Raw genomic sequence first — 19141 nt, 5'->3', positions numbered from 1 at the left:
ACGTCCGCTCTTTATGCGGTCGAGGGTTTGTTCGACGGGAGGCAAGCTGCTTTGAAAATCAAAGTGTTGATCGCAGACGACAATTCGTTTATACGGGAAGGCATGAAAATCATCCTGACGAGCTTTGCGGAGTTTGAAGTAGTCGGGAGTGTGGAGGATGGGGTCGAGGCGGTGACGTTTTGCAAACAGAACGAGGTAGACGTCGCTCTTTTGGATGTTCGGATGCCGAATATGAATGGAGTGGAAGCGACTCGTGTGCTGACTACCGAAACTACAGTCAGACCACTCATTTTGACGACGTTCGACGATGACGAATTTGTTCTCGAAGCCATTCAAGCGGGGGCACGCGGTTATTTATTGAAAAACAATGATCCCAACCGCATCCGAGATGCCATTAAGAGTGTCTATAACAACCATCATGTCCTGCAGGATGTCGTCCTGGATAAAATCAAAATGAACCTGAATGCAGGGATAAACGCGACGGATACCATGTCCACTACCGCTCCTCCCAAAGCGACAGCAGCCATCCCTACCGAAAGCAAAATCGACCAAAGCTTATTTACGGAACGGGAGCTCGATGTCATGAAGCAGATTGCCAAAGGGCTATCGAACAAAGAAATCGCCAAGAAGCTGTTTATTTCCGAAGGAACCGTTGCGAATTACATTACTTCCATCTTGAATAAAACAGCGCTTGAACACCGCACGCAGATCGCCATCTATTATTTGACGGGCGAAACGAACATGTCTGACTGAAAGGAGGTCAATACCGATGGAGTTATGGACAATGGCGAATAAGGCAGCGGTGCTTGGGTTTATCATCGTGACTTCTTTTCTGGCTCATCCCACTTCTGAAATTGACCCGTGGCAAATTCTTGTGTATTTGTTGTATTTGGCTAGTAATCTCACTATTCTCATTGTGAAAAAGAGGAATCATAAGCAATTATTTATGGGGCTATCTATCGTGTTCGTGGTAGCAAGTACTCTTATGTTGGACCCGTTATTTGTGTTGCTCTTGCCTGTCCACATTTTGGAGCTCGTATTCTTGGCAAGTAAACAGAGAGTGGTCGTATTTGGCTGTATGCTGTTGCCTTTGTTCATTGTTTTGCCTGAATGGATACCCATGTATTTACTAACGGCCTTTCTTAGCTTTTTGCTGTATAGGTGTGGCAGCATGCTAACTGACAAGCTTCGCAGATTAGAGGCAGAACGAGAGAAGATGAGAGCGGATTTACAAAGCTTGACCCGCTCCTTGAATGAGAGCAGCGAATACTTCCGCCAGTCGACCTATACGATTCAACTGGAGGAACGCAATCGCCTTTCTCAACAAATTCACGACGATGTGGGGCATGCGGTGGCAGGTGCGCTCATTCAGATGGAAGCGTCGCGACTGCTGATGGCGACTGATCAGGACAAGGCATCCGAGCTACTTCGTAATGCGATTGCAATATCGAAGGAAGGGCTGGAGCGAATCAGAGTGACACTCAAGGATGTGAAGCCACGGCCAGAGGAGTTAGGAATCAATCGACTCCGGTTGTTTGTCGATGAGCTATCTGCGAGAGAGACAGTGACAGCCACGCTTACTTTTGATGGGGACATCGACGTCATTACACCGATTCAGTGGAAAATCATCCAGCAAAACGCAACGGAAGCGGTCACGAATGCACTCAAATATGCGAAGGCAACAGTGATTTCCCTAGAGGTGCGGGTACTGAATACATTCATTAAAGCAGTGGTCACAGACAATGGGGCCGGTGCAGAAAAGGTTGTAAAAGGGCTTGGCATTCTCGGGATGGAGGAGAGAGCCGCTTCCGCTGGTGGAACAGTGATCGTAGACGGTACGCGAGGCTTTAGCGTGACCACTCTGCTGCCTTATCGCAACGAATGAAAAAAATCATAAGAAACAACATGAGAATTCTCATGTGTCGAGGATGAACTTATGCACTGACATAGGGGCATCCTTTTTTATTACAATGCAGACATAACCACGAAGGGAGTGAGTTGCGTGAGTCATGTATTGGAAATTCGTCAGTTAACGAAAAAATTCGGTGATTTCGTCGCCGTCGACAATATGTCTCTGAATGTTCGGGAAGGAGAAATCTTTGGTTTTTTGGGGGCCAACGGAGCGGGAAAGAGCACGACCATCAACATGATCGCCTCCCTGTTGCGCGCAACAAAGGGCGAGATTATTCTGCTGGGAAAAAACATTGAGAAACACAGCAAATTCGCCAAAATGAACATCGGTATCGTGCCACAAGATATCGCCATCTACGAGGATATGACTGCCTATGAAAACGTGAGGTTTTTTGCTGGCTTGTACGGACTTCGTGGATCACTGCTACGCGAACGGACGGAAGAGGCGCTTGAATTCGTAGGTCTCGGTGACAAAGCTACTAGCTTTCCCAAAAACTTCTCTGGCGGGATGAAGCGTCGGTTAAACATCGCTTGCGCCATTGCTCATCGGCCGAAGCTGATCATCATGGACGAACCTACAGTCGGGATTGACCCTCATTCACGCAATTATATTTTGAATTCGGTACGCAAGCTAAACGACATGGGCTGCACGATCATTTATACGAGCCATTACATGGAGGAAGTCGAAGAAATCTGCACTCGCATTGCCATCGTCGACCATGGAAAAGTCATCGCGGAAGGATCGAAGGAGGAGCTAAAATCGATTATTACTGACGCAAAGGAAATTTGGATTGGCGTCAGAGCGGATGAACCGTTAAACCTCGAAGGTATTAAGGCGATTCCCGGTGTAAATGCGGTGCTTCAAGAAGAGAATACGATCAAAATCGTATCGAAAACGGAGATCAACAACCTGAACCGGATCATTCAACAATTCATCAAGGATCAGGTAGAAATCCGCTCCGTTGAAGAGCAAGCGCCGAATCTGGAGACTGTGTTCTTGACCTTAACCGGTCGAAACTTGCGAGACTAGAGGAGGGGCTTTGCCATGAACATATGGAATATCGCTGTAAAAGAAATCAAGTCCAGCCTTCGCGAAAAGAGAACGTTTATGTTTATGCTAGCGCTTCCCATCATCCTGATGCTGATATTAGGTTCCGCCCTTTCCAATGCCTTCGACGATACGAGGACCGTAGGAGACATGCGCTTGTTGTATAAAAGCAACGGGACGAATGCGCAAATGTCTACGGCGTGGAACGCGTTTACCAAAGCATTGGGTGATAAAGGAGTGGAGGTCGCTCAAGAGAGTTCAGGCATGAACGGGCAGGAGGAAGTTCGTTCGGATCGCTATACGGGGTACGCAGTCGTCAGTGATACGGGGATTGAGTTTTATGGAAGCAGCAAGAATGCGATAGGAAGCAATATCCTTGCGGGGATGCTAACCGTTTTTGCAGATAGGTACTCGCTCGCATCCGCAGCTTATCAGGTAGATCCCGAATCTGCTTCGGCAATAGTCAAGGGTATCGGACATCGTGATGATTTTATTCATGAAACGACCTTGAATCCAAATAAAAAACCGGGGGCAATCGATTATTACGCGATTGCGATGACGACCATGATTGGGCTCTACTCGATGTATTCTGCGAGTTATTTGTTCACCAAGGAGCGGACGAACAAAACGTCCACACGGTTAATGGCAGCGCCTGTCAGCAAAGGTGTCATTTTTACCGGCAAAATTATCGGCAGTACGTTCGTCAATTTATTTTTCGTACTCGTCGTGTTCCTAGTCAGCAAGTTCGTGTTCCAAGCAGATTGGGGCAACCACTACGGAATGGTGATCCTCGTGCTTTTGACAGAGGTGCTGCTTGCGGTCAGCCTGGGCCTGGGGATCAGCTTTCTTTTCAAAGGGGAAGGAGTAAGGGCAATCAACAATATTTTTACGCAAGTCGCCTCCTTTGTAGGCGGTGCCTATTTTCCCGTTGATCAATCGGCAGGTTTCTTCAGCCTCTTGGCCAAATTCTCTCCCCTTCACTGGGCAAATACAGGACTGCTGCAAATCATCTACACAGACAATCCAAGAGGCGCATGGTTTGCGATTGCGATGAACGTGAGCATCGCCACGGCGTTCATCATCATTTCTGTTATCACGATGCGCAGACGGGAGGGTGCTTTCGTATGAGTGAAATGCTATGGCTAATTAGGAAAACCCTGATGGAGACTTTTCGCAGTAAAAAAAGCTGGTTCACCTATTTAGGTTTGCCGATCGTTGGGGTTCTGCTGTCTCTTACCCTCTACAGCAATGCAGGCAGCGGCACGATTCATGTAGGAATTATCAATCAGGATGGGGACCAGGTGATCACGCAGGACACGATCCGGTTTATCGAGAAATTGGAATCTATCAAAGTCACAGTCATTGACGAACAAACGATGCGTGAACAAATCGTTTCCGGTGAGCTGGATAGCGGAATTGTTTTCGAGGCAGGGTATGCTGCCAGTGTTCGGAAAGGGGCGCCGGCACACTTGAATATTGTATCCGTAAAAGGTGAACAGGTTACTGCCTACGTGAAGGCCATGCTGCACAGTTATATCGGCAATCTTGCCGCGATTGGAAAAGCGGCACAGGCGGATGAGGCAAAGTTCACGAAGCTGTATACGGCATACCATGAGCAACGCTACAAGCTAAATACGGCAATGCTTCAAGACACATCGAACGTGACGCGCATGACGAATCAATCGATTGGATTTCTCATTATGTTCATGATGTTTTCGGCTGTGAACATGTCGGAGATCATTTTAAAAGAAAAAGAGAATCGCACCTTTTTGCGACTCCTTTCTTCGCCGATGTCGGCTAGATCCTATGTATTCTCGAATATTATCGTCAGCATGTTTATTTTGCTGCTGCAAATCATTGTCACCTTGCTCGTCATGAAAAACGTCTTCGGCATAGATGCAGGCGTCTCGTATGGTCAAATGATTCTGCCGTTGTTCGTGTTTGCGCTGGGAGCAATCGCCCTTTCGCTGATGACCGTTGCCTTCGCGAAGAGTAGAGCAGGTGCTGGAGCGATTTCCAACCTGATCATTGTACCGACATGCCTACTGGCCGGCTGCTTCTTTCCAATGGAAATCATGCCGGACACCGTGCGCAAAATTTCAACATTCTTGCCCCAGCATTGGTTGCTCGATACGGTGAATAAGCTGCAACAAGGGTACAGTCTGGGGAGCTTGTATTTGCACATAGCTATTTTGCTCGCATTCGCTATAGTTTTTGCCTTGATCGCCATTTATCGGTTTGGGCGGAATAACGATAGTAGGCAGTTTGTGTGAGTAAAAATAGGACTGTGGAACTGTAATTTGACAAGGGATAATCCGAAGTGTGTCGAAAGATGCATACTATGATAAAGCGAAGCAACCATAATCGGAGTCATTCAAAAGCACTCATAAGTAAGTATCTTTTGATTCTTCTCTTGTTTTTAGCATTTCTACTAGGGCTTCGGATGTTCTGGTTTTCGTTTCATACGTTTCCAGAGCATCCGCCTGTAGTTCAAGGGGTTCTTGATATGCGCGGGTGGGACTTCGAAAATTCCCCGTCCATTTCACTGGATGGGGAATGGGAGTTTTTCCCTAATTCGTTCGTCACGCATGAAGAATTCAAACAATCATCCAATGACGAGCGGCAATATGTTCAAGTGCCTGGCGATTGGAGCAGCGCTTTTTCCAGGGACTCTCCGTCACCGTATGGCTATGGAACATACCGTTTACGGATCTTGGTCGATCAACCACTAAATCAGCCATACACCTTATGGGTTCCGCAAGTGGAGGCATCTTCTACCGTAGACGTTAACGGAGAGATCTTAGCCAGAGTTGGAGTGCCTGCGACAACAGCGGAAGCGTACACGCCGCAGAAGGCATCCTTCACGGTTACATACAATGCAGGTGATGCAAAGGTCATTGAAGTGCTTGTCCGAACGGCCAACTACCATAATCCAATCGAAGGGGGCATCATCAGATCGATTTACTTCGGGTCGCAGGCAGCTATTGACACCGAACGTTGGTATTCTATCGGCTTCCAGATGGCAACCTTCCTCATCTTGTTGCTTCATGGCTTGTATGCCGGCATCCTGTATGTGTTGAATGCCCGCTACAAAGAGTTTCTCGTGTTTTTGCTGTTGCTTTCCTGCGTGGGGATAAAAGTTGTGTCGGATTATGACAATCTACTGTTACTTTGGATCCCGATCGATTATACATGGTCGATCAAGGTAGAAGTGCTCGCCTACATATGGCAGCCTTTGCTGATGATTTTATTGGTGAGAAGTCTATCTGATCAGGGGGAGAAAGAAAACTCTAGGCCGTTTAGGGCGTATTTTTCCGTGCTCAGTCTTTATTCGGCAGTCATCGTGCTGGGAACGGCACAATGGGTGTATATATTAGCCGGAACGCCATTTTTAGTCATTATTTATTTCGGCCCGTTGCTATTGTTTATTTTCAGAATCAGCCGCATGCTCATCCAAAACAAGCATGATGCTGTATTCTGGCTCATTGCTGCAACGAGTATTTTTTCCAATGTCATATGGTCCGCAATCATGGAATATCAAATCATCGATATCAAGTACGTGTTTTATCCGCTCGACCTGATTGCTGCTCTTGTCAGCTTCTCTGCCTATTGGTTCAAGCGATTCTTTCGCAATGCAGAGGAAAAAGTAAAGCTAACGGAGCAATTGAAGGAAGCGGACAAGCTCAAAGACCAGTTTCTTGCCCATACCTCGCATGAACTGAGAACGCCATTGCACGGTATCATGAACATCGCCCAGACTGTCGTCAACAATGAAAAGCATGTCATGGGTGGTCGGAGCACGCAGGATATGGAGCTCTTAATCACGATCAGTCGCAGAATGTCGCATTTACTGGATGATTTGCTAGATGTCGTGCGTTTGCAGGACAAGCATATCGTGTTGCAGAAGAAGCCATTGCATATTCAATCAGTTGTTTCTGGAATCATCGGCATGCTTACTTACATGGTAGAAGGCAAGCCTGTTCAACTGAAAATGGACATACCAGAGTCCATCCCGCCAATCTTGGCAGATGAGAAGCGGATAGTCCAGATTCTATTCAATCTTGTTCACAACGCACTGAAGTTCACGGAAGAAGGATCTGTCGTCGTTTCTGCTGAGAACGTAGACGGACAGGTGGCGATCTATGTATCCGATACAGGAATCGGGATGGATGAACAGACCAAGGCACGTATATTTTTGCCGTATGAGCAGGGAGCTCAAGCAACGAACGGTGGTGGAGGAATCGGCCTCGGTCTTGCTATTTGTACACAGCTGGTCGAGCTGCATGATAGCGAGCTGAGAGTCGACTCTGAACCGGGCAAAGGTTCGGTATTTAGCTTCTGGCTGCCCGTGGTTAGTACAGATGAGATGAAAGCAACAGAGAGCCAATATGCGGAGCAGATAGATAAGAGCAATCAAGTGACGGCTATCAACCAGATGAGGCATAGTGAAGCGCCAGATATCTTGGCTTTTCAGCAAAAGGCTGCACATGCATTTGTAGAAAGAAGGGCGAATATATTAGCAATCGATGACGACCCGGTTAACTTAAGGGTGCTGGATCGAATGCTCTCATCCTCGCATTATCAAATCACTACGTGTACATCGCCAAGAGAGGCGCTCGATCTGCTTTTTACAGAGCAGTGGGATTTGCTTATCATCGATGTCATGATGCCGCATATGTCGGGCTATGAGCTGACGCAAAGGGTTAGAGAGCATTTCTCTGTTTCAGAGCTTCCGATCTTGCTCTTAACGGCGCGCAGCCAGTCTGAGGATGTATACACCGGGTATTTGTCTGGTGCGAATGACTATGTTTGCAAACCAGTAGATGGCATGGAGCTGAAATATCGCGTCTGGTCGTTGACGACACTCAAGCAAACCGTCGATGAACGACTTCGTATGGAGGCTGCCTACTTGCAGGCGCAGATTCACCCGCACTTCTTGTTCAACACACTTAGCTCGATTATGGCGTTGAGTGACATTGATACGGAGAAGATGCGTAAACTCGGAGATGCGTTTACCGCCTTCTTGCATATCAGCTTTGACTTTTTGAATACAGGAAAACAAGTTGCACTCTCCCATGAGCTGGAGCTCGTCCAAGCCTATCTTTACATTGAAAAGGAACGATTTGGCGAGCGGTTACAGGTCGTGTGGGAGGTTGAGCCTGATATCGATTTGTTGGTCCCGCCACTGACCATTCAGCCGTTGGTGGAGAATGCAATCAACCATGGTCTTCTTACCCGAATAGAAGGGGGAACTCTCCATATCCGCATCGTCCGGCAAAAGAATGCCACTCTTTTTGAGGTGAAGGATGATGGTATAGGAATGGAGGAGGAGACTGTAAGGCAAATTCTCGATTTGTCTAAGAAGGAAAGAGGCGGAATCGGAGTGTCCAATACGAATCGGAGACTGACGCAAATGTACGGGAAGGGCTTGCGCATCACGAGCAATCCGGGAGAAGGAACAACGGTTTCCTTTGTCATACCGGATCGGACACAATAGCGAGAGTTGCTATTTTGCACCCTGCATCACTGTTAATGGTGAAGCAGGGTGCTTTTTCGCGTTTTCTATACAGAGGAACGCCATTCACCCGCCCCTACATTCTGCGGAATTACAATAGTTACAGTCATAGTCACCAAACCGATTACCATATATGGCACATCTACTGCAATGGTAACAACAAAAAGCCCCGCTCGGATTATTCGGATTCAAATCATTACATTCATCTCTAAGATGATTACTTAGGTCTCTGCGACGCTCCAGATAAGGTCCATATTGTACCAAGCGTCCCAAGACTTTTTTGAGCCTTTTCGATTTTTTTCTTTTCAAGAATGCCCCCATCCTTTCATGACAATCTAACACAGAATATGCCATGTTTTTTTCATTGATTGGACATTGCGGCTACTTCCGTAGAAAGGTGGGGTGAAAATTGTGGGGAAATCGTAAGGGATTGAAAAACGACATGAATGTCGTTTATAATGATCTCACCAACAAAAACGACATCAATGTACATTTTGTTCAAAGGAGGCAGCCTCAAACCCCATGGCCCCAAAAGTAAGCGACGAATACAAAACCAAAAAGAAAATCGAACTGCTGCAAGCGGCAAAACGTGTGTTCATCACAAAAGGCTACACACGGGCCACCATGCAAGACGTCATGGACGAGGCTGGCGTATCACGAGGAGCCTTGTACGCCTACTTTGATAACCTGGAGCACCTATATTTGGAGCTGCTGCAATTCAAGGATCAACAGGATGCACAATTTTTCGCGCCTGTTTCTGGTGAAAGGTCTTGGCAGCAAATCACCAAATGGGTGAACAAGCAACAAGGCGAGATCGAGAAAATCGATCAAACACTGTCCAAAGCCAACTCAGAGTTTTTCCTGTCACTGAAGGATCAGCAGAAGCAACAGAGCTATCCATATATCACGACTCGCTATGAAAAAATGGTCGACGTGTTGACAGCTTTCTTCGCGCATGGGACAGCGACAGGTGAGTTTAAGCCACAGCTACCACCTGAGGTGATCGCTCGCTATTTCATCTCGGTTATCGATGGATTGATGCTGGATACCGCGCATTTGGGCCCAGCCAAAACGAAGGTGCCCGAGCAGATGGAAGCATTGTTGTTTTCATTGAGAGCGATGCTGGGACCGACTCAATAAGGAGGGGTTCGAATGATGTTTCAAACAGAGAGAATTTATTTGAGAAAAATGACGGGGGAGGACGTGGACGTCTACCACAGGTGGAGAAATGACGAAGAAGTCATGCGGACAACGAATCCGTCAATGGACGTCTACACGTGGGAAGATACGAACGGTTTTGTGAACCAGGTCATTCTGCATGCAAGCTCCTCGAAGAGCTATATGATCGTAGACAGCCAAACCCATCAACCGATCGGGATTACCTCTCTCATCCAGATCGACCTGAAAAACCGCAATGCGGAGTGCATCATCGATATTGGGGAGAAAGAGTATTGGGGAAAAGGGTATGGACGAGAAGCGCTGAAGCTGCTGCTGGATTATGCATTCTTGGAAATGAATCTGCATCGGGTATCGCTGCGTGTTTTTTCTTTTAACGAAAGGGCGATCAAGCTGTATGAGAGGCTCGGATTCAAGCAAGAGGGAATCTCGCGGCAGTTTTTGTTTCGAGAGGGGAAATGGCATGATATTGTCCACATGGGAATTTTGCAGCAGGAATATATCGCGTGAAAAAGAGGCTGGCGGTACGATGTGTACCACCAGCCTTTTGCATATGAAAAGCCCTTATTTTCCGGAGTAAATTGGTACTTCCCACTCTACATTTTTGTGTTCAACCATTCGTTTCTCGGATGAAATGATCAATTGCTTTGGCAGGGTTGTGAGGTTTTCTAAGAAAACCTTACCTCCAAAAATCGCCCGATCATTTTCAAACTCAGTCTTATCGATTAAGTACTGGATGTCTTCGTACTTTTTCCCGGTCTCGTCTGTAATGGTCCAGTATTGGTAAGGACCCATAGCGGCAGCATCTGGAGCGAGAGTTGCCTCGAATGCCAGGTGGTAGCCTTCCAATTTCGTGGTAGTTCCATCGTCGTTCACGCGGTAATGGCCGTCATAGCCTTCAAAATCAACAACCGCGTTTGGATCCTTTTGATCTTTTTTGAAAGTAAACTGATCTCCCTGGTCTTCCGCTGTGATGACTTCTTTCTTCTCGAGGCGATTGTTGTCCAATTTCGCGTTTAAAGCAGCCGCTTCCTCTGTATAAACAGATCCAAGCTTGAAGGTGAGATTTTGGCTTTCGTCAATGGGATAGAAGTAATGGAAGTCTCTTGCTCCACTTTCGGTGGATTGGGTATGCTCCCATTTCACATCCCTGGTCACATTACTTCTTTTGTTGGCTTCATGAATAACCGCAGTCGAATCCCAAGCAGCGACCGCTTTGCCCTTGTCGTCCACAAGCTCATAGCTGTATGCGTTATTCTCGTTAGCAGCAAGGGCTCGATCAATGACCATCTCCACTCCGCTTGGCGCAAACGTAATTTGTTTGACGTTCAGCTTGAGTCCTTGCGGGGTCGTGTAGGCTTTGTTAATTTCATGGGTCTTCATTGCTGCTTTTGCTTTTTTCATATCGACTGGTACGGACAGCTTCCAGTTCCCCTTGATGCTGTCCAGTTGCTTGATGTTAAACTCTACGATCAGCTCGTCAGGCACCTTGTTTAGATCATCAAAATAGCTTCGTAGCTCGCGATCCAAGATCATAACACCATTATCGACAAACATGGAATGATCCCATTGTTTATTGGGGTATTGAGCATTTTTTTCCTTAGAGGGTGTAAGGATGTTTCCTTGTTTGTCTTTGATGATGATAAGTGGCTCTTTGGTAGATCTACTCACCATTTCCGACATAAAGCTGTCTAATGCCTTTCCGTTCTTGTCTTTTAAAGAAGCTGCTATGCTAATCCGCAGCGGGTCAGCCATCACTTCATGCACGGCAAAAGTGAGGCCTTGATCGGTCGTGCTAACATCAACGGACTGCGCGAATCCATTCTTGGCTGCTTGAGCAATTCCTTTGTCCGCTAATTCTTGCAAAAAGCTATTGCTTACAGGTGCTACAGGATCAGCCTTGCCTATTGGGCTGTTCGTAAAAGCAGCATGGACATAACTGGCAAAGGTCGGGGAGACGAGCATTCCTCCCGTTACGATGATGGTTAATGCAGCGGCGGCAATTGTCATTCTTTTCATGATCGTGATACTCCTTTTTTTCCACGCAGGTGGTTGGTGTGAAGGGGTAGCAGGGTTCAATACTCTCACGGGATGAGGCGAGAGCATCTGAATAATTTTTTGATCCATATTTGCTGAGAGAGAATCTTCCCATATCGTTTCTTCTGTTTGGTGCAGCTCATCGATCCATTGCTCCAGCCGGTGCTGGCAGTGTGTGCAATGATCGAGATGACTTTCGATATTTTGTTTGTTCACTGGTGATAAACGATCTTCCATGTAGGCGATCAGCTGTCTTTGCGTAAGGCAGTTCAAAGCGGGGTACCCCCTTTTTTCTCCGGCTTGCTTAGCTGGTCTCGCAGCTTTTTCCTGGCATAGGAGAGGCGCATTCTGACAGTATCTACGGACAAAGATAGTTTGTTGCCGATCTCTCGGTAGCTTAGGTGCTGGAGATAATGTAAATCGAGAAGCATCCTGTGGTTTTTGTCCAGTGTCATCATCTGCTGTCGCAAAGAATGACTCTGTTCTTTTTCCAGATAATCTTCCTCCGGGATCGGACATTCGTCTTTGACCTCGACATCTATCTCCGTTACGGAAGGCATCCGTTTTCGCTTCCGCAGCTCGTCAATCCCGCGATTAATTGCGATTCGATACAGCCAGGCAGAAAAGGAGTACTGGGGTTTATAGTCTGGCAGACTGTAGTACGCCTTGATAAAAACCTCCTGCACCATGTCTTCGGCATCATGAGAATGGTGGAGCGTACGCTGGAGAATCGAAGCGATTTTTCCCTTGTATTTATTGACGATCAGAGCATAAGCCTCTTTATTTCCTTGAAGAACCTCCGCAATGACCTCTCGATCGTCCTGCATGTTTGTTACCTCCTTGCAAAAAGGTGCTGCGCAGCTTTCCTTTTTGTGAAAAACGTCTCAACGTTTCTCGATTGTTGTCAAACAAAACGGACAAAACCGTTTTGCTGTTCACTACTATAGACGATGAGGAGAGGGGACCCCTCTCAAACTTTTTTCATGATTTTTTCAAAATGGCATAGGAAGAGGATGCCTCTCTTCGTTTGATAGAAGGGCATCCTCTTTATCTGTCACGTAAGCCGCGAAAACTTAAATGGAGCAGGAAATGTACATAATTTTGCAGTAATACTATAAGCATAGATGCTTCGAATTTCGTAAAGGAGTATATGACCTTGAGCCAAAACAACCATTCCATCGCGGTGATCTCCGACATACACAGCAACGCTTATGCATTGGAGGCCGTGCTGCACGACATTGATTCCCGCGGTATTCAAACCATCGTGAACCTGGGCGATACGTTGTTTGGACCGCTTGATCCGATCAAAACGGCAAAGCTCTTAATGGAGCGATCTTCTATTACCCACATCATGGGTAATTGTGACAGATATTTACTGGAAGAGCAAATGGAGTCCATCACGTTCGAATACGTGAAGCCACTGCTGACACAAGAAATGCTTAGTTGGATCGGGGCATTCGAAAAGCAGTGGACGTTGGATGATCTCTTGTTTTGCCACGGCACACCTTTTGCCGATGATGTGTACTTATTGGAGAGTGTCGCTCCATATGGAATCGAAGACAAAAGCGCAAATTCCTTAATGATCGAGCTTACTGGCATTCAGCAACAGGTCATTTTTTGCGGACACTCACATGTGCCCAAATCCGTATGGCTGCCAGATGGCAAGCTCGTGGTAAATCCGGGGAGCGTAGGGCTGCCAGCGTATTTTGAGGAAGCGCCGTACCCGCATTCAATGGAATCGAAGACACCCCATGCCAAGTACGTCACGGTAAAAAAACAAGGCGGCTCGTGGTTGGTTGAGCATGTATTGGTTCCGTATGATTTCGAGCAGGCAGCCAGAAAAGCAGAGGAAAACGGACGCAGAGACTACGCCTATGCGATCCGAACGGGAAGAGCAGAGCTGTAGGGTGTCGACCGTCGAGCAGCCAGACATTCTTGCAGATTAACCCCATGAAAAAAAGGAAGAGGACAAGTGCCCTCTTCCTTTTCCTATTAAGCCTTTCCTGCTTCGCCCTCCGGCTTCTGTCCCATCTTCCCACTACGCAGTGGAATTTCCTTCAGGAACAGCGCGATGATGACCGCGATTCCTGCTACAATCGCCCCAGTCAAAAACGTAGTCGTAATTCCATAGCTCATCGCTTCCCGGATCATATCCAGCATGTGAGTAAACAGCGGCTGCAAATCCGGTGGCAGACTAGCCAGCGTGGCTTCAATTTTCGGCTGATCCAACAAATTTTGCGGATTCGTAAAGAGCGACAGCTTCTCTGCCAGGGCAGGATCAGCTGCTGCGGGATTGTTCACCTGACCCATGGCTCCCGACAGTTGCGTCATTTTCGCAGACATGCTGGCACTCATGACGGTTCCCATGACAGCAATTCCAATGGTCCCACCGAGGTTACGGAAAAGCTGCGACGTTGCTGTGGCGACACCCAATTGCTGCGGTGCGACTGCATTTTGCACCGTCAAAGAGAAGACTGGCATCGCAATCCCGATCCCCAAACCGAGAATGATCATGTAGATCACGAGCAAGTAAATCGGTGTGGTTGGCGACATGAAATACATCAGCACCATGCCCAAGGTCATGACGAGAAGTCCACCCAGCGCCATCTTTTTATATTTTCCCGTCTTGGTCATGATTTGTCCGGCGATTGCAGAGGTCGCGAGCATGGCAATCGACATCGGCATCGCCACATAACCAGCCATCGTCGGCGAGATGCCTTTGACCCCTTGGACAAAGAATGGCACATAAATGATAGCGCCCATCATCCCCGCGTTGAGGAAGAATCCGACTAGATTGGAGACAGTAAAAATACTGTTTTTGAACAAGCCCAGCGGAAGAACAGGAGTCTTTACTTTCCTCTCAATCATAATAAACACGATCAACGCAATGATTGTGGCGGCAAACAAACCAATAATTTGCCACGAGCCCCAGGCGTGTTTGCCCGGTCCATTACCTGCCCATGAGAAGGCGAGCAGCATCGGTACGATGGTGAGCGTCAAGAACAGCGAGCCGAAGTAGTCGACAGACTCTCCTTCTTGCTTCGGTACTCTTGGGAAATGAATCATGATCAACAGAAAGGCAATCACGCCAATCGGCAAGAAGATCCAGAACACCCAGTGCCAGTCGAGATGGTCGACGATATAGCCGCCCATCAGAGGACCAAGCACACTGGATACACCGAAGACGGCACTCATGATTCCGCCCCATTTGGCACGCTCGCGGGGTTCGTACAAATCACCCATGGCGGTAAAAGCAGTGGACATGATGATCCCTGCACCCGCCCCTTGAATGCCACGATACGTAATCAGTTGAAAAATATCGGTAGAAAACCCGGACAACAAGGCTCCGATACTAAACAACGCGATACCCGTCAAAATAAACGGTTTTCTTCCGTATATATCGGAGAGCTTCCCAACCAGCACAGAAGCGACGGTTGAGGTCAGCAAATAAATCGTAATCGCCCACGAATAGTAATCCATGCCACCGAGCTTCGAGATAATACGCGGCATGGCAACACCAATAATGGTCTGGTTGATCGCGGCAAAAAACATGGCTGTAATAATCGCGATCATAATCGTCACTTTCTTTTTCTCTGTCAGCTGTTGCAATCTTGATTCTCCTCTCTTTGTTGATCTATATTCTTCAGAACCTGGTGATAGATGCGGACTAAGTGTTGTTTGTCTTCATCAGACACGCCTGCAAAAAACTGTTCAATGGTATTTCTCACGATGATTTTATATTTCCGCAGGATTTCTCTTCCTTCATCGGTTATGTCCAGTTGGACGACGCGGCGATCCGTACTGTCACGATTTCGGGTGGCATAGCCGCAAGCAATCAATTTATCAGCGAGACTCGTAACGGCTCCGGGGGTAATATTCATTCGTTCTGCAATAGAAGATGCCTTCTGCGGGCCGCTCATATCTAGGATTCGCAAAAGCATCGCTTGTGATCCTGATACGAGTGGGTCCAAACGCTTGTGTGACTCAGCCGAAACCTTTCGCTGGAGTTGTATATAAAGTTCTTCAAAATTGACTTGGCTTTGCATCGTACCCTCTCCTGTTTTCATTGCTTAATTATATACGGTGTTAAATGTTTACCCCCTAAAACATTTATGAGTATACATCGATTCATGAAGGAGAGTCAAATTAACCTTTTACCAATTTGACCAATTCAAGTGGTCATTATGTGATCAATTTCGTCATAAATCGGGAAATAATACTATTTTTCGACCGGATTTCATGGAATTTTCAGAGTTGCGATGCTACAATCGGTTTTGGCATTCTTTTCATCTTAGATAAATAGATAGGTGGGATCTTAACGTGTTTGGAAAAAAATTAACCAGCGCCTTGCTCGCCACAGCGCTGATGAGCCCGATGTCGGCTTTTGCCGCCCAAGAGACAAAACAGCCAGCAGATGTCGTGTTAACGAACGGCGCGGTTTACACAGTGGACAATAAGAACAGCTGGGCGGAGGCCGTGGCTATTCGCGGTGATAAAATTGTCTTTGTCGGCGCAGATGAATATGCGAAAGCACACATTGGCAAGGATACGAAAGTAATCGATCTGAAAGGCCAAATGGTATTGCCGGGCTTTATTGACAGTCATACGCATGCAAGCAAAACGACGGGACTCATTTACTCCATTGATTTATTTAACGGAGGCTCTGTCGAGGAATACGTTGCGACCATCGAGAAATTCGTCAAAGAGCATCCAAATGAACCAGCATTGCAAGGACGCGGCTGGAGCAATCCGGTAGTGCCTGGTATTGGTCCGCGCAAGGAAGTTTTGGATAAAATCGTGCCAACGACTCCAATCGCGTTGACCTCCGATGATGGACATTCTTTGTGGGTGAACTCGGCAGCATTGAAGCTGGCCGGAATCAAGAAGGACACACCAAACCCTGAGGGTGGCATTATCGAGCGCGATCCGAAAACAGGTGAACCATCTGGAACGTTGCGTGAAAGCGCAATGAATCTGGTGCTGTCAAAAATCGGCGGATACACCGTCCAGCAATACAAGTCCGGGATAGAAGCCTACCAGGAAAAAGCAGTTGAACGCGGTGTAACGACAGTGCGCGACCCGGATATGCTACGCTATCCGAACGTATTGGAAGCGTACGAGGAGCTCGCGAAAGAGGACAAGCTGACCATCCGCTTCCGCAATGCGTTGACAGCGAATCCGGAAAAAGGACCTGAGCAGATCGCAGAATTCGTAAAAATCCGTGAGCGTAATCAAAATCAAAATCCGCTATTCCAGGTCAACGCCGTCAAAATCTTTTTGGATGGAGTCGTAGAAGGCGCCACAGCTTACTTGGAAAAGCCGTATGTCCATAAGGAAACAAACGGAGAATTAATCTGGAAGCCAGAGGTTTACAATCAAACCGCTGCCGCAGTAGACAAGGCAGGCTTCCAATTGCACATCCATTCTATCGGGGATGCTTCTACCCGCATTGCACTGGACGGTATGGAGCTCGCTGAAAAACAAAATGGCAAGCACGATGCTCGCCACTCGCTCGTTCACTTGCAACTGGTCAATGAGTCAGACATCGAGCGCTTCAAAAAGCTGGGTGCAGTCGGAATCGTGCAGCCATTCTGGTTTATGCAGGAAGAGGGCTACTACGATGAGATCGAAGTACCGTACTTGGGTCACGAACGCGCAGAAAAAGAATACCCGATGAAGAGCTTCCTGAAAAAAGGGGTGCATGTAGCTTCTTCTTCTGACTACATCGTAACGCCGGAATTCAATCCACTGCATGGCATTCAACAAGGCATTACCCGGGTCGAGGAAGGTGTAACCGATCCGAGCAAAATTGCCAACCCAGACGAGCGTGCGACGCTTGCAGAAATGATCGCCAGCTTCACGATTGATGGTGCTTACGCCAACCACGTGGATGACATCACAGGCTCGATCGAAGTCGGCAAGAAGGCAGATCTCATCGTGCTCGATAAAAATTTGTTTAAAATTCCAGCCACTCAAATCAAGGATGCGAAAGTCGTGCTGACCTTGGTTGAAGGGAAGGAAGTTTATCGTCAGAAGGAAGCAAAGTAAGAGAGGATAGGAATACCTCTCCTTAAACGCGAAACGAGCCTTAGAAGCGATTCTACAGGCTCGTTTTTTTGCAGGGCCTCTCCAAGTTGAAGGCCATTTTTTGTGGACTGACAATCGGGGAGGGGAGGATTCACCCCTGCTTTTAGGGAATCATTCATACGATTCAGATTCAAGCAAATACTGGAGGTGTCCGATTTGACCCAAACAGAAGGAATCAAAACGATCAAACTGGAGATGAACGCAGGAGGCAATCCATTCGTCGTCCACACCGCAGTGCTATGGGATGAGAATGAAGCCATTCTTGTGGATACAGGCATCTCCGGACAATTGCAACTGATTCAGAACGTACTGGAGCAAGAAGCGATTCCCTTTGAAAAGTTGACGAAAATCATCATTACCCATCAAGACCGGGATCATATCGGCAGCTTGCCAGAAATCGTAGCAGCAGCGGAAGGAAGCGTACAGGTGATTGCTCACGAGGTAGCGATTCCGTATCTGGCTGGAGAAACACCCCTGATCAAAAGTGGGGTACTGGCTCCTCCGGTAGAAGTCGATCATGCCGTACAGGATGGCGATGTTCTCCCATACTGTGGCGGTATACAGGTGATTTATACGCCCGGTCATTCCCCCGATCACATCTCTTTGTATCATATTCCGAGCAAGACGCTGATTTCTGGAGACGCCCTCACAGCACAAGATGGGGTACTGATGCCTTTCAATCCCGAATTCACACCAGATCAAACGACGGCACTGCAATCGATCCGCAAACTGCTCGAGTTTGATATAGAGACGGTGATTGCCTATCATGGTGGCGTTTGTACAGGGGGTATCAAACAACGGTTAGCAGAGATCGTAGCAAAGGAGGGCCTGAATTCAGATGAACATCCGCAGAGGTAAAGGACAAGAAGCAAGCGAACTGAGCAAGCTAGCCTATCGCTCCAAAGCTTATTGGGGATACAGTGATGAATTCATGGAGGCCTGTCGCGAAGATCTGACGCTATCATCTGCCTATATCGAGACACAGGAAGTATATGTGTTAGAGGATGAGGGCAGCATCAAAGGCTTCATGAGTTTGGAAAAGGATGCAGAGCAGGAGCACTGGCTATTAGGCTTTTTGTTCCTGGAACCGGAGGCAGTAGGAAAAGGTTATGGAAAGGCTCTGTGGCAGCATATGGTGGAGGTGGCACAAAAGCTGGGTATCCCAGTCATCACCATCCACAGCGACCCGTACGCAGAACCGTTTTACTTGTCGAGAGGGGCAAAGCGAGTAGGAGAAATCGCGTCTACCGTGTTCCCAGGAAGAGTATTGCCGCTGTTGGAAGTGGAGATCGGAAAGGTACAGAGTATGGAATAGCTGCAGTCTATTCCAATCAGTATCAACGCTCAAGCATGCTTTACATGCTTGG

16 protein-coding genes are annotated in these 19141 nt (G+C 47.4%); 12 read left to right on the top strand and 4 right to left on the bottom strand.

Features of this window, described 5'->3' with window-relative positions; all coding sequences use genetic code 11:
• Positions 1-51: 51 nt before the first annotated feature.
• From KB186_RS15845 to KB186_RS15810, 8 genes are all read left to right on the top strand, one after another.
• Positions 52-753 (top strand): response regulator transcription factor, encoded by a 702-nt coding sequence (locus KB186_RS15845; protein ID WP_232773957.1) that lies wholly within the window; start codon positions 52-54, stop codon positions 751-753.
• 16 nt (positions 754-769) lie between these two features.
• A complete protein-coding gene (locus tag KB186_RS15840) occupies positions 770-1885 on the top strand; it encodes a sensor histidine kinase (RefSeq protein ID WP_232773956.1) in 1116 nt (371 codons plus the stop codon).
• A 117-nt stretch (positions 1886-2002) separates the two neighbouring features.
• Positions 2003-2941: an ABC transporter ATP-binding protein gene (locus KB186_RS15835; protein WP_173610568.1), complete on the top strand. Its 939-nt coding sequence runs from the start codon at positions 2003-2005 to the stop codon at positions 2939-2941.
• Between the two features lie 15 nt (positions 2942-2956).
• On the top strand, positions 2957-4087 hold the full coding sequence (locus KB186_RS15830) for an ABC transporter permease (protein ID WP_173610567.1): 1131 nt from the start codon (positions 2957-2959) through the stop codon (positions 4085-4087).
• The gene (locus KB186_RS15825; protein ID WP_221866855.1) at positions 4084-5232 is read left to right on the top strand and encodes an ABC transporter permease; all 1149 of its coding nucleotides are present in this window, start codon (positions 4084-4086) and stop codon (positions 5230-5232) included. The genes KB186_RS15830 and KB186_RS15825 overlap by 4 nt, the downstream gene beginning before the upstream one ends.
• A 59-nt stretch (positions 5233-5291) precedes the next feature.
• Entirely contained in the window at positions 5292-8456 is a 3165-nt protein-coding gene (locus KB186_RS15820; protein ID WP_232773955.1) for a hybrid sensor histidine kinase/response regulator, read from the top strand.
• A 540-nt stretch (positions 8457-8996) separates the two neighbouring features.
• Positions 8997-9614 (top strand): TetR/AcrR family transcriptional regulator, encoded by a 618-nt coding sequence (locus KB186_RS15815; protein WP_173610564.1) that lies wholly within the window; start codon positions 8997-8999, stop codon positions 9612-9614.
• Positions 9615-9626: 12 nt separating this feature from the next.
• On the top strand, positions 9627-10160 hold the full coding sequence (locus KB186_RS15810; RefSeq protein ID WP_173610563.1) for a GNAT family N-acetyltransferase: 534 nt from the start codon (positions 9627-9629) through the stop codon (positions 10158-10160).
• Between the two features lie 54 nt (positions 10161-10214).
• Here KB186_RS15810 and KB186_RS15805 read toward each other — a convergent pair whose 3' ends face one another.
• Positions 10215-11960 carry a DUF4179 domain-containing protein gene (locus KB186_RS15805; protein WP_232773954.1) on the bottom strand — a complete coding sequence of 582 codons (1746 nt, stop codon included), beginning with the start codon at positions 11958-11960 and terminating at the stop codon, positions 10215-10217.
• Positions 11957-12514 carry an RNA polymerase sigma factor gene (locus tag KB186_RS15800; protein ID WP_173610561.1) on the bottom strand — a complete coding sequence of 186 codons (558 nt, stop codon included), beginning with the start codon at positions 12512-12514 and terminating at the stop codon, positions 11957-11959. The genes KB186_RS15805 and KB186_RS15800 overlap by 4 nt, the downstream gene beginning before the upstream one ends.
• A gap of 323 nt (positions 12515-12837) precedes the next feature.
• Here KB186_RS15800 and KB186_RS15795 point away from each other — a divergent pair, with 323 nt between their 5' ends.
• Complete coding sequence (locus tag KB186_RS15795; RefSeq protein WP_232773953.1) at positions 12838-13593, top strand: metallophosphoesterase family protein; 756 nt, start codon at positions 12838-12840, stop codon at positions 13591-13593.
• A gap of 86 nt (positions 13594-13679) precedes the next feature.
• On the opposite strand, the gene KB186_RS15790 is transcribed toward KB186_RS15795, so the two are convergent.
• Together KB186_RS15790 and KB186_RS15785 are read right to left on the bottom strand one after the other, a co-directional pair.
• Entirely contained in the window at positions 13680-15296 is a 1617-nt protein-coding gene (locus KB186_RS15790) for a DHA2 family efflux MFS transporter permease subunit (RefSeq protein WP_221866860.1), read from the bottom strand.
• Complete coding sequence (locus KB186_RS15785; protein ID WP_229087946.1) at positions 15284-15733, bottom strand: MarR family winged helix-turn-helix transcriptional regulator; 450 nt, start codon at positions 15731-15733, stop codon at positions 15284-15286. Before KB186_RS15785 ends, KB186_RS15790 begins: the two co-directional genes overlap by 13 nt.
• A 274-nt stretch (positions 15734-16007) precedes the next feature.
• Here KB186_RS15785 and KB186_RS15780 point away from each other — a divergent pair, with 274 nt between their 5' ends.
• The 3 genes from KB186_RS15780 (at position 16008) to KB186_RS15770 (ending at position 19089) form a co-directional block, all read left to right on the top strand.
• Positions 16008-17735 carry an amidohydrolase gene (locus KB186_RS15780; protein ID WP_173610557.1) on the top strand — a complete coding sequence of 576 codons (1728 nt, stop codon included), beginning with the start codon at positions 16008-16010 and terminating at the stop codon, positions 17733-17735.
• A 195-nt stretch (positions 17736-17930) separates the two neighbouring features.
• Positions 17931-18632, top strand: coding sequence for an MBL fold metallo-hydrolase (locus KB186_RS15775; protein ID WP_232773952.1), 702 nt, complete (start codon positions 17931-17933; stop codon positions 18630-18632).
• The gene (locus KB186_RS15770; RefSeq protein ID WP_232773951.1) at positions 18613-19089 is read left to right on the top strand and encodes a GNAT family N-acetyltransferase; all 477 of its coding nucleotides are present in this window, start codon (positions 18613-18615) and stop codon (positions 19087-19089) included. Before KB186_RS15775 ends, KB186_RS15770 begins: the two co-directional genes overlap by 20 nt.
• Positions 19090-19141: the final 52 nt, after the last annotated feature.

Origin of the sequence: Brevibacillus sp. AF8 (assembly GCF_021270385.1) — a bacterium.
GTDB lineage: Bacteria > Bacillota > Bacilli > Brevibacillales > Brevibacillaceae > Brevibacillus.
The sequence above is the reverse complement of the archived record's forward strand: the minus strand, read 5'-3'. Positions and strand labels throughout refer to the sequence as shown.

Excerpts from the sequence above, each read along its gene's own strand:
- KB186_RS15795 (WP_232773953.1), top strand. The coding sequence starts at position 12,838 with ATGACCTTGAGCCAAAACAACCATTCCATCGCGGTGATCTCCGACATA.
- KB186_RS15820 (WP_232773955.1), top strand. The coding sequence starts at position 5,292 with ATGCATACTATGATAAAGCGAAGCAACCATAATCGGAGTCATTCAAAA.
- KB186_RS15785 (WP_229087946.1), bottom strand. The coding sequence starts at position 15,733 with ATGCAAAGCCAAGTCAATTTTGAAGAACTTTATATACAACTCCAGCGA.
- KB186_RS15840 (WP_232773956.1), top strand. The coding sequence starts at position 770 with ATGGAGTTATGGACAATGGCGAATAAGGCAGCGGTGCTTGGGTTTATC.
- KB186_RS15800 (WP_173610561.1), bottom strand. The coding sequence starts at position 12,514 with ATGCAGGACGATCGAGAGGTCATTGCGGAGGTTCTTCAAGGAAATAAA.
- KB186_RS15825 (WP_221866855.1), top strand. The coding sequence starts at position 4,084 with ATGAGTGAAATGCTATGGCTAATTAGGAAAACCCTGATGGAGACTTTT.
- KB186_RS15770 (WP_232773951.1), top strand. The coding sequence starts at position 18,613 with ATGAACATCCGCAGAGGTAAAGGACAAGAAGCAAGCGAACTGAGCAAG.
- KB186_RS15815 (WP_173610564.1), top strand. The coding sequence starts at position 8,997 with ATGGCCCCAAAAGTAAGCGACGAATACAAAACCAAAAAGAAAATCGAA.
- KB186_RS15830 (WP_173610567.1), top strand. The coding sequence starts at position 2,957 with ATGAACATATGGAATATCGCTGTAAAAGAAATCAAGTCCAGCCTTCGC.
- KB186_RS15810 (WP_173610563.1), top strand. The coding sequence starts at position 9,627 with ATGATGTTTCAAACAGAGAGAATTTATTTGAGAAAAATGACGGGGGAG.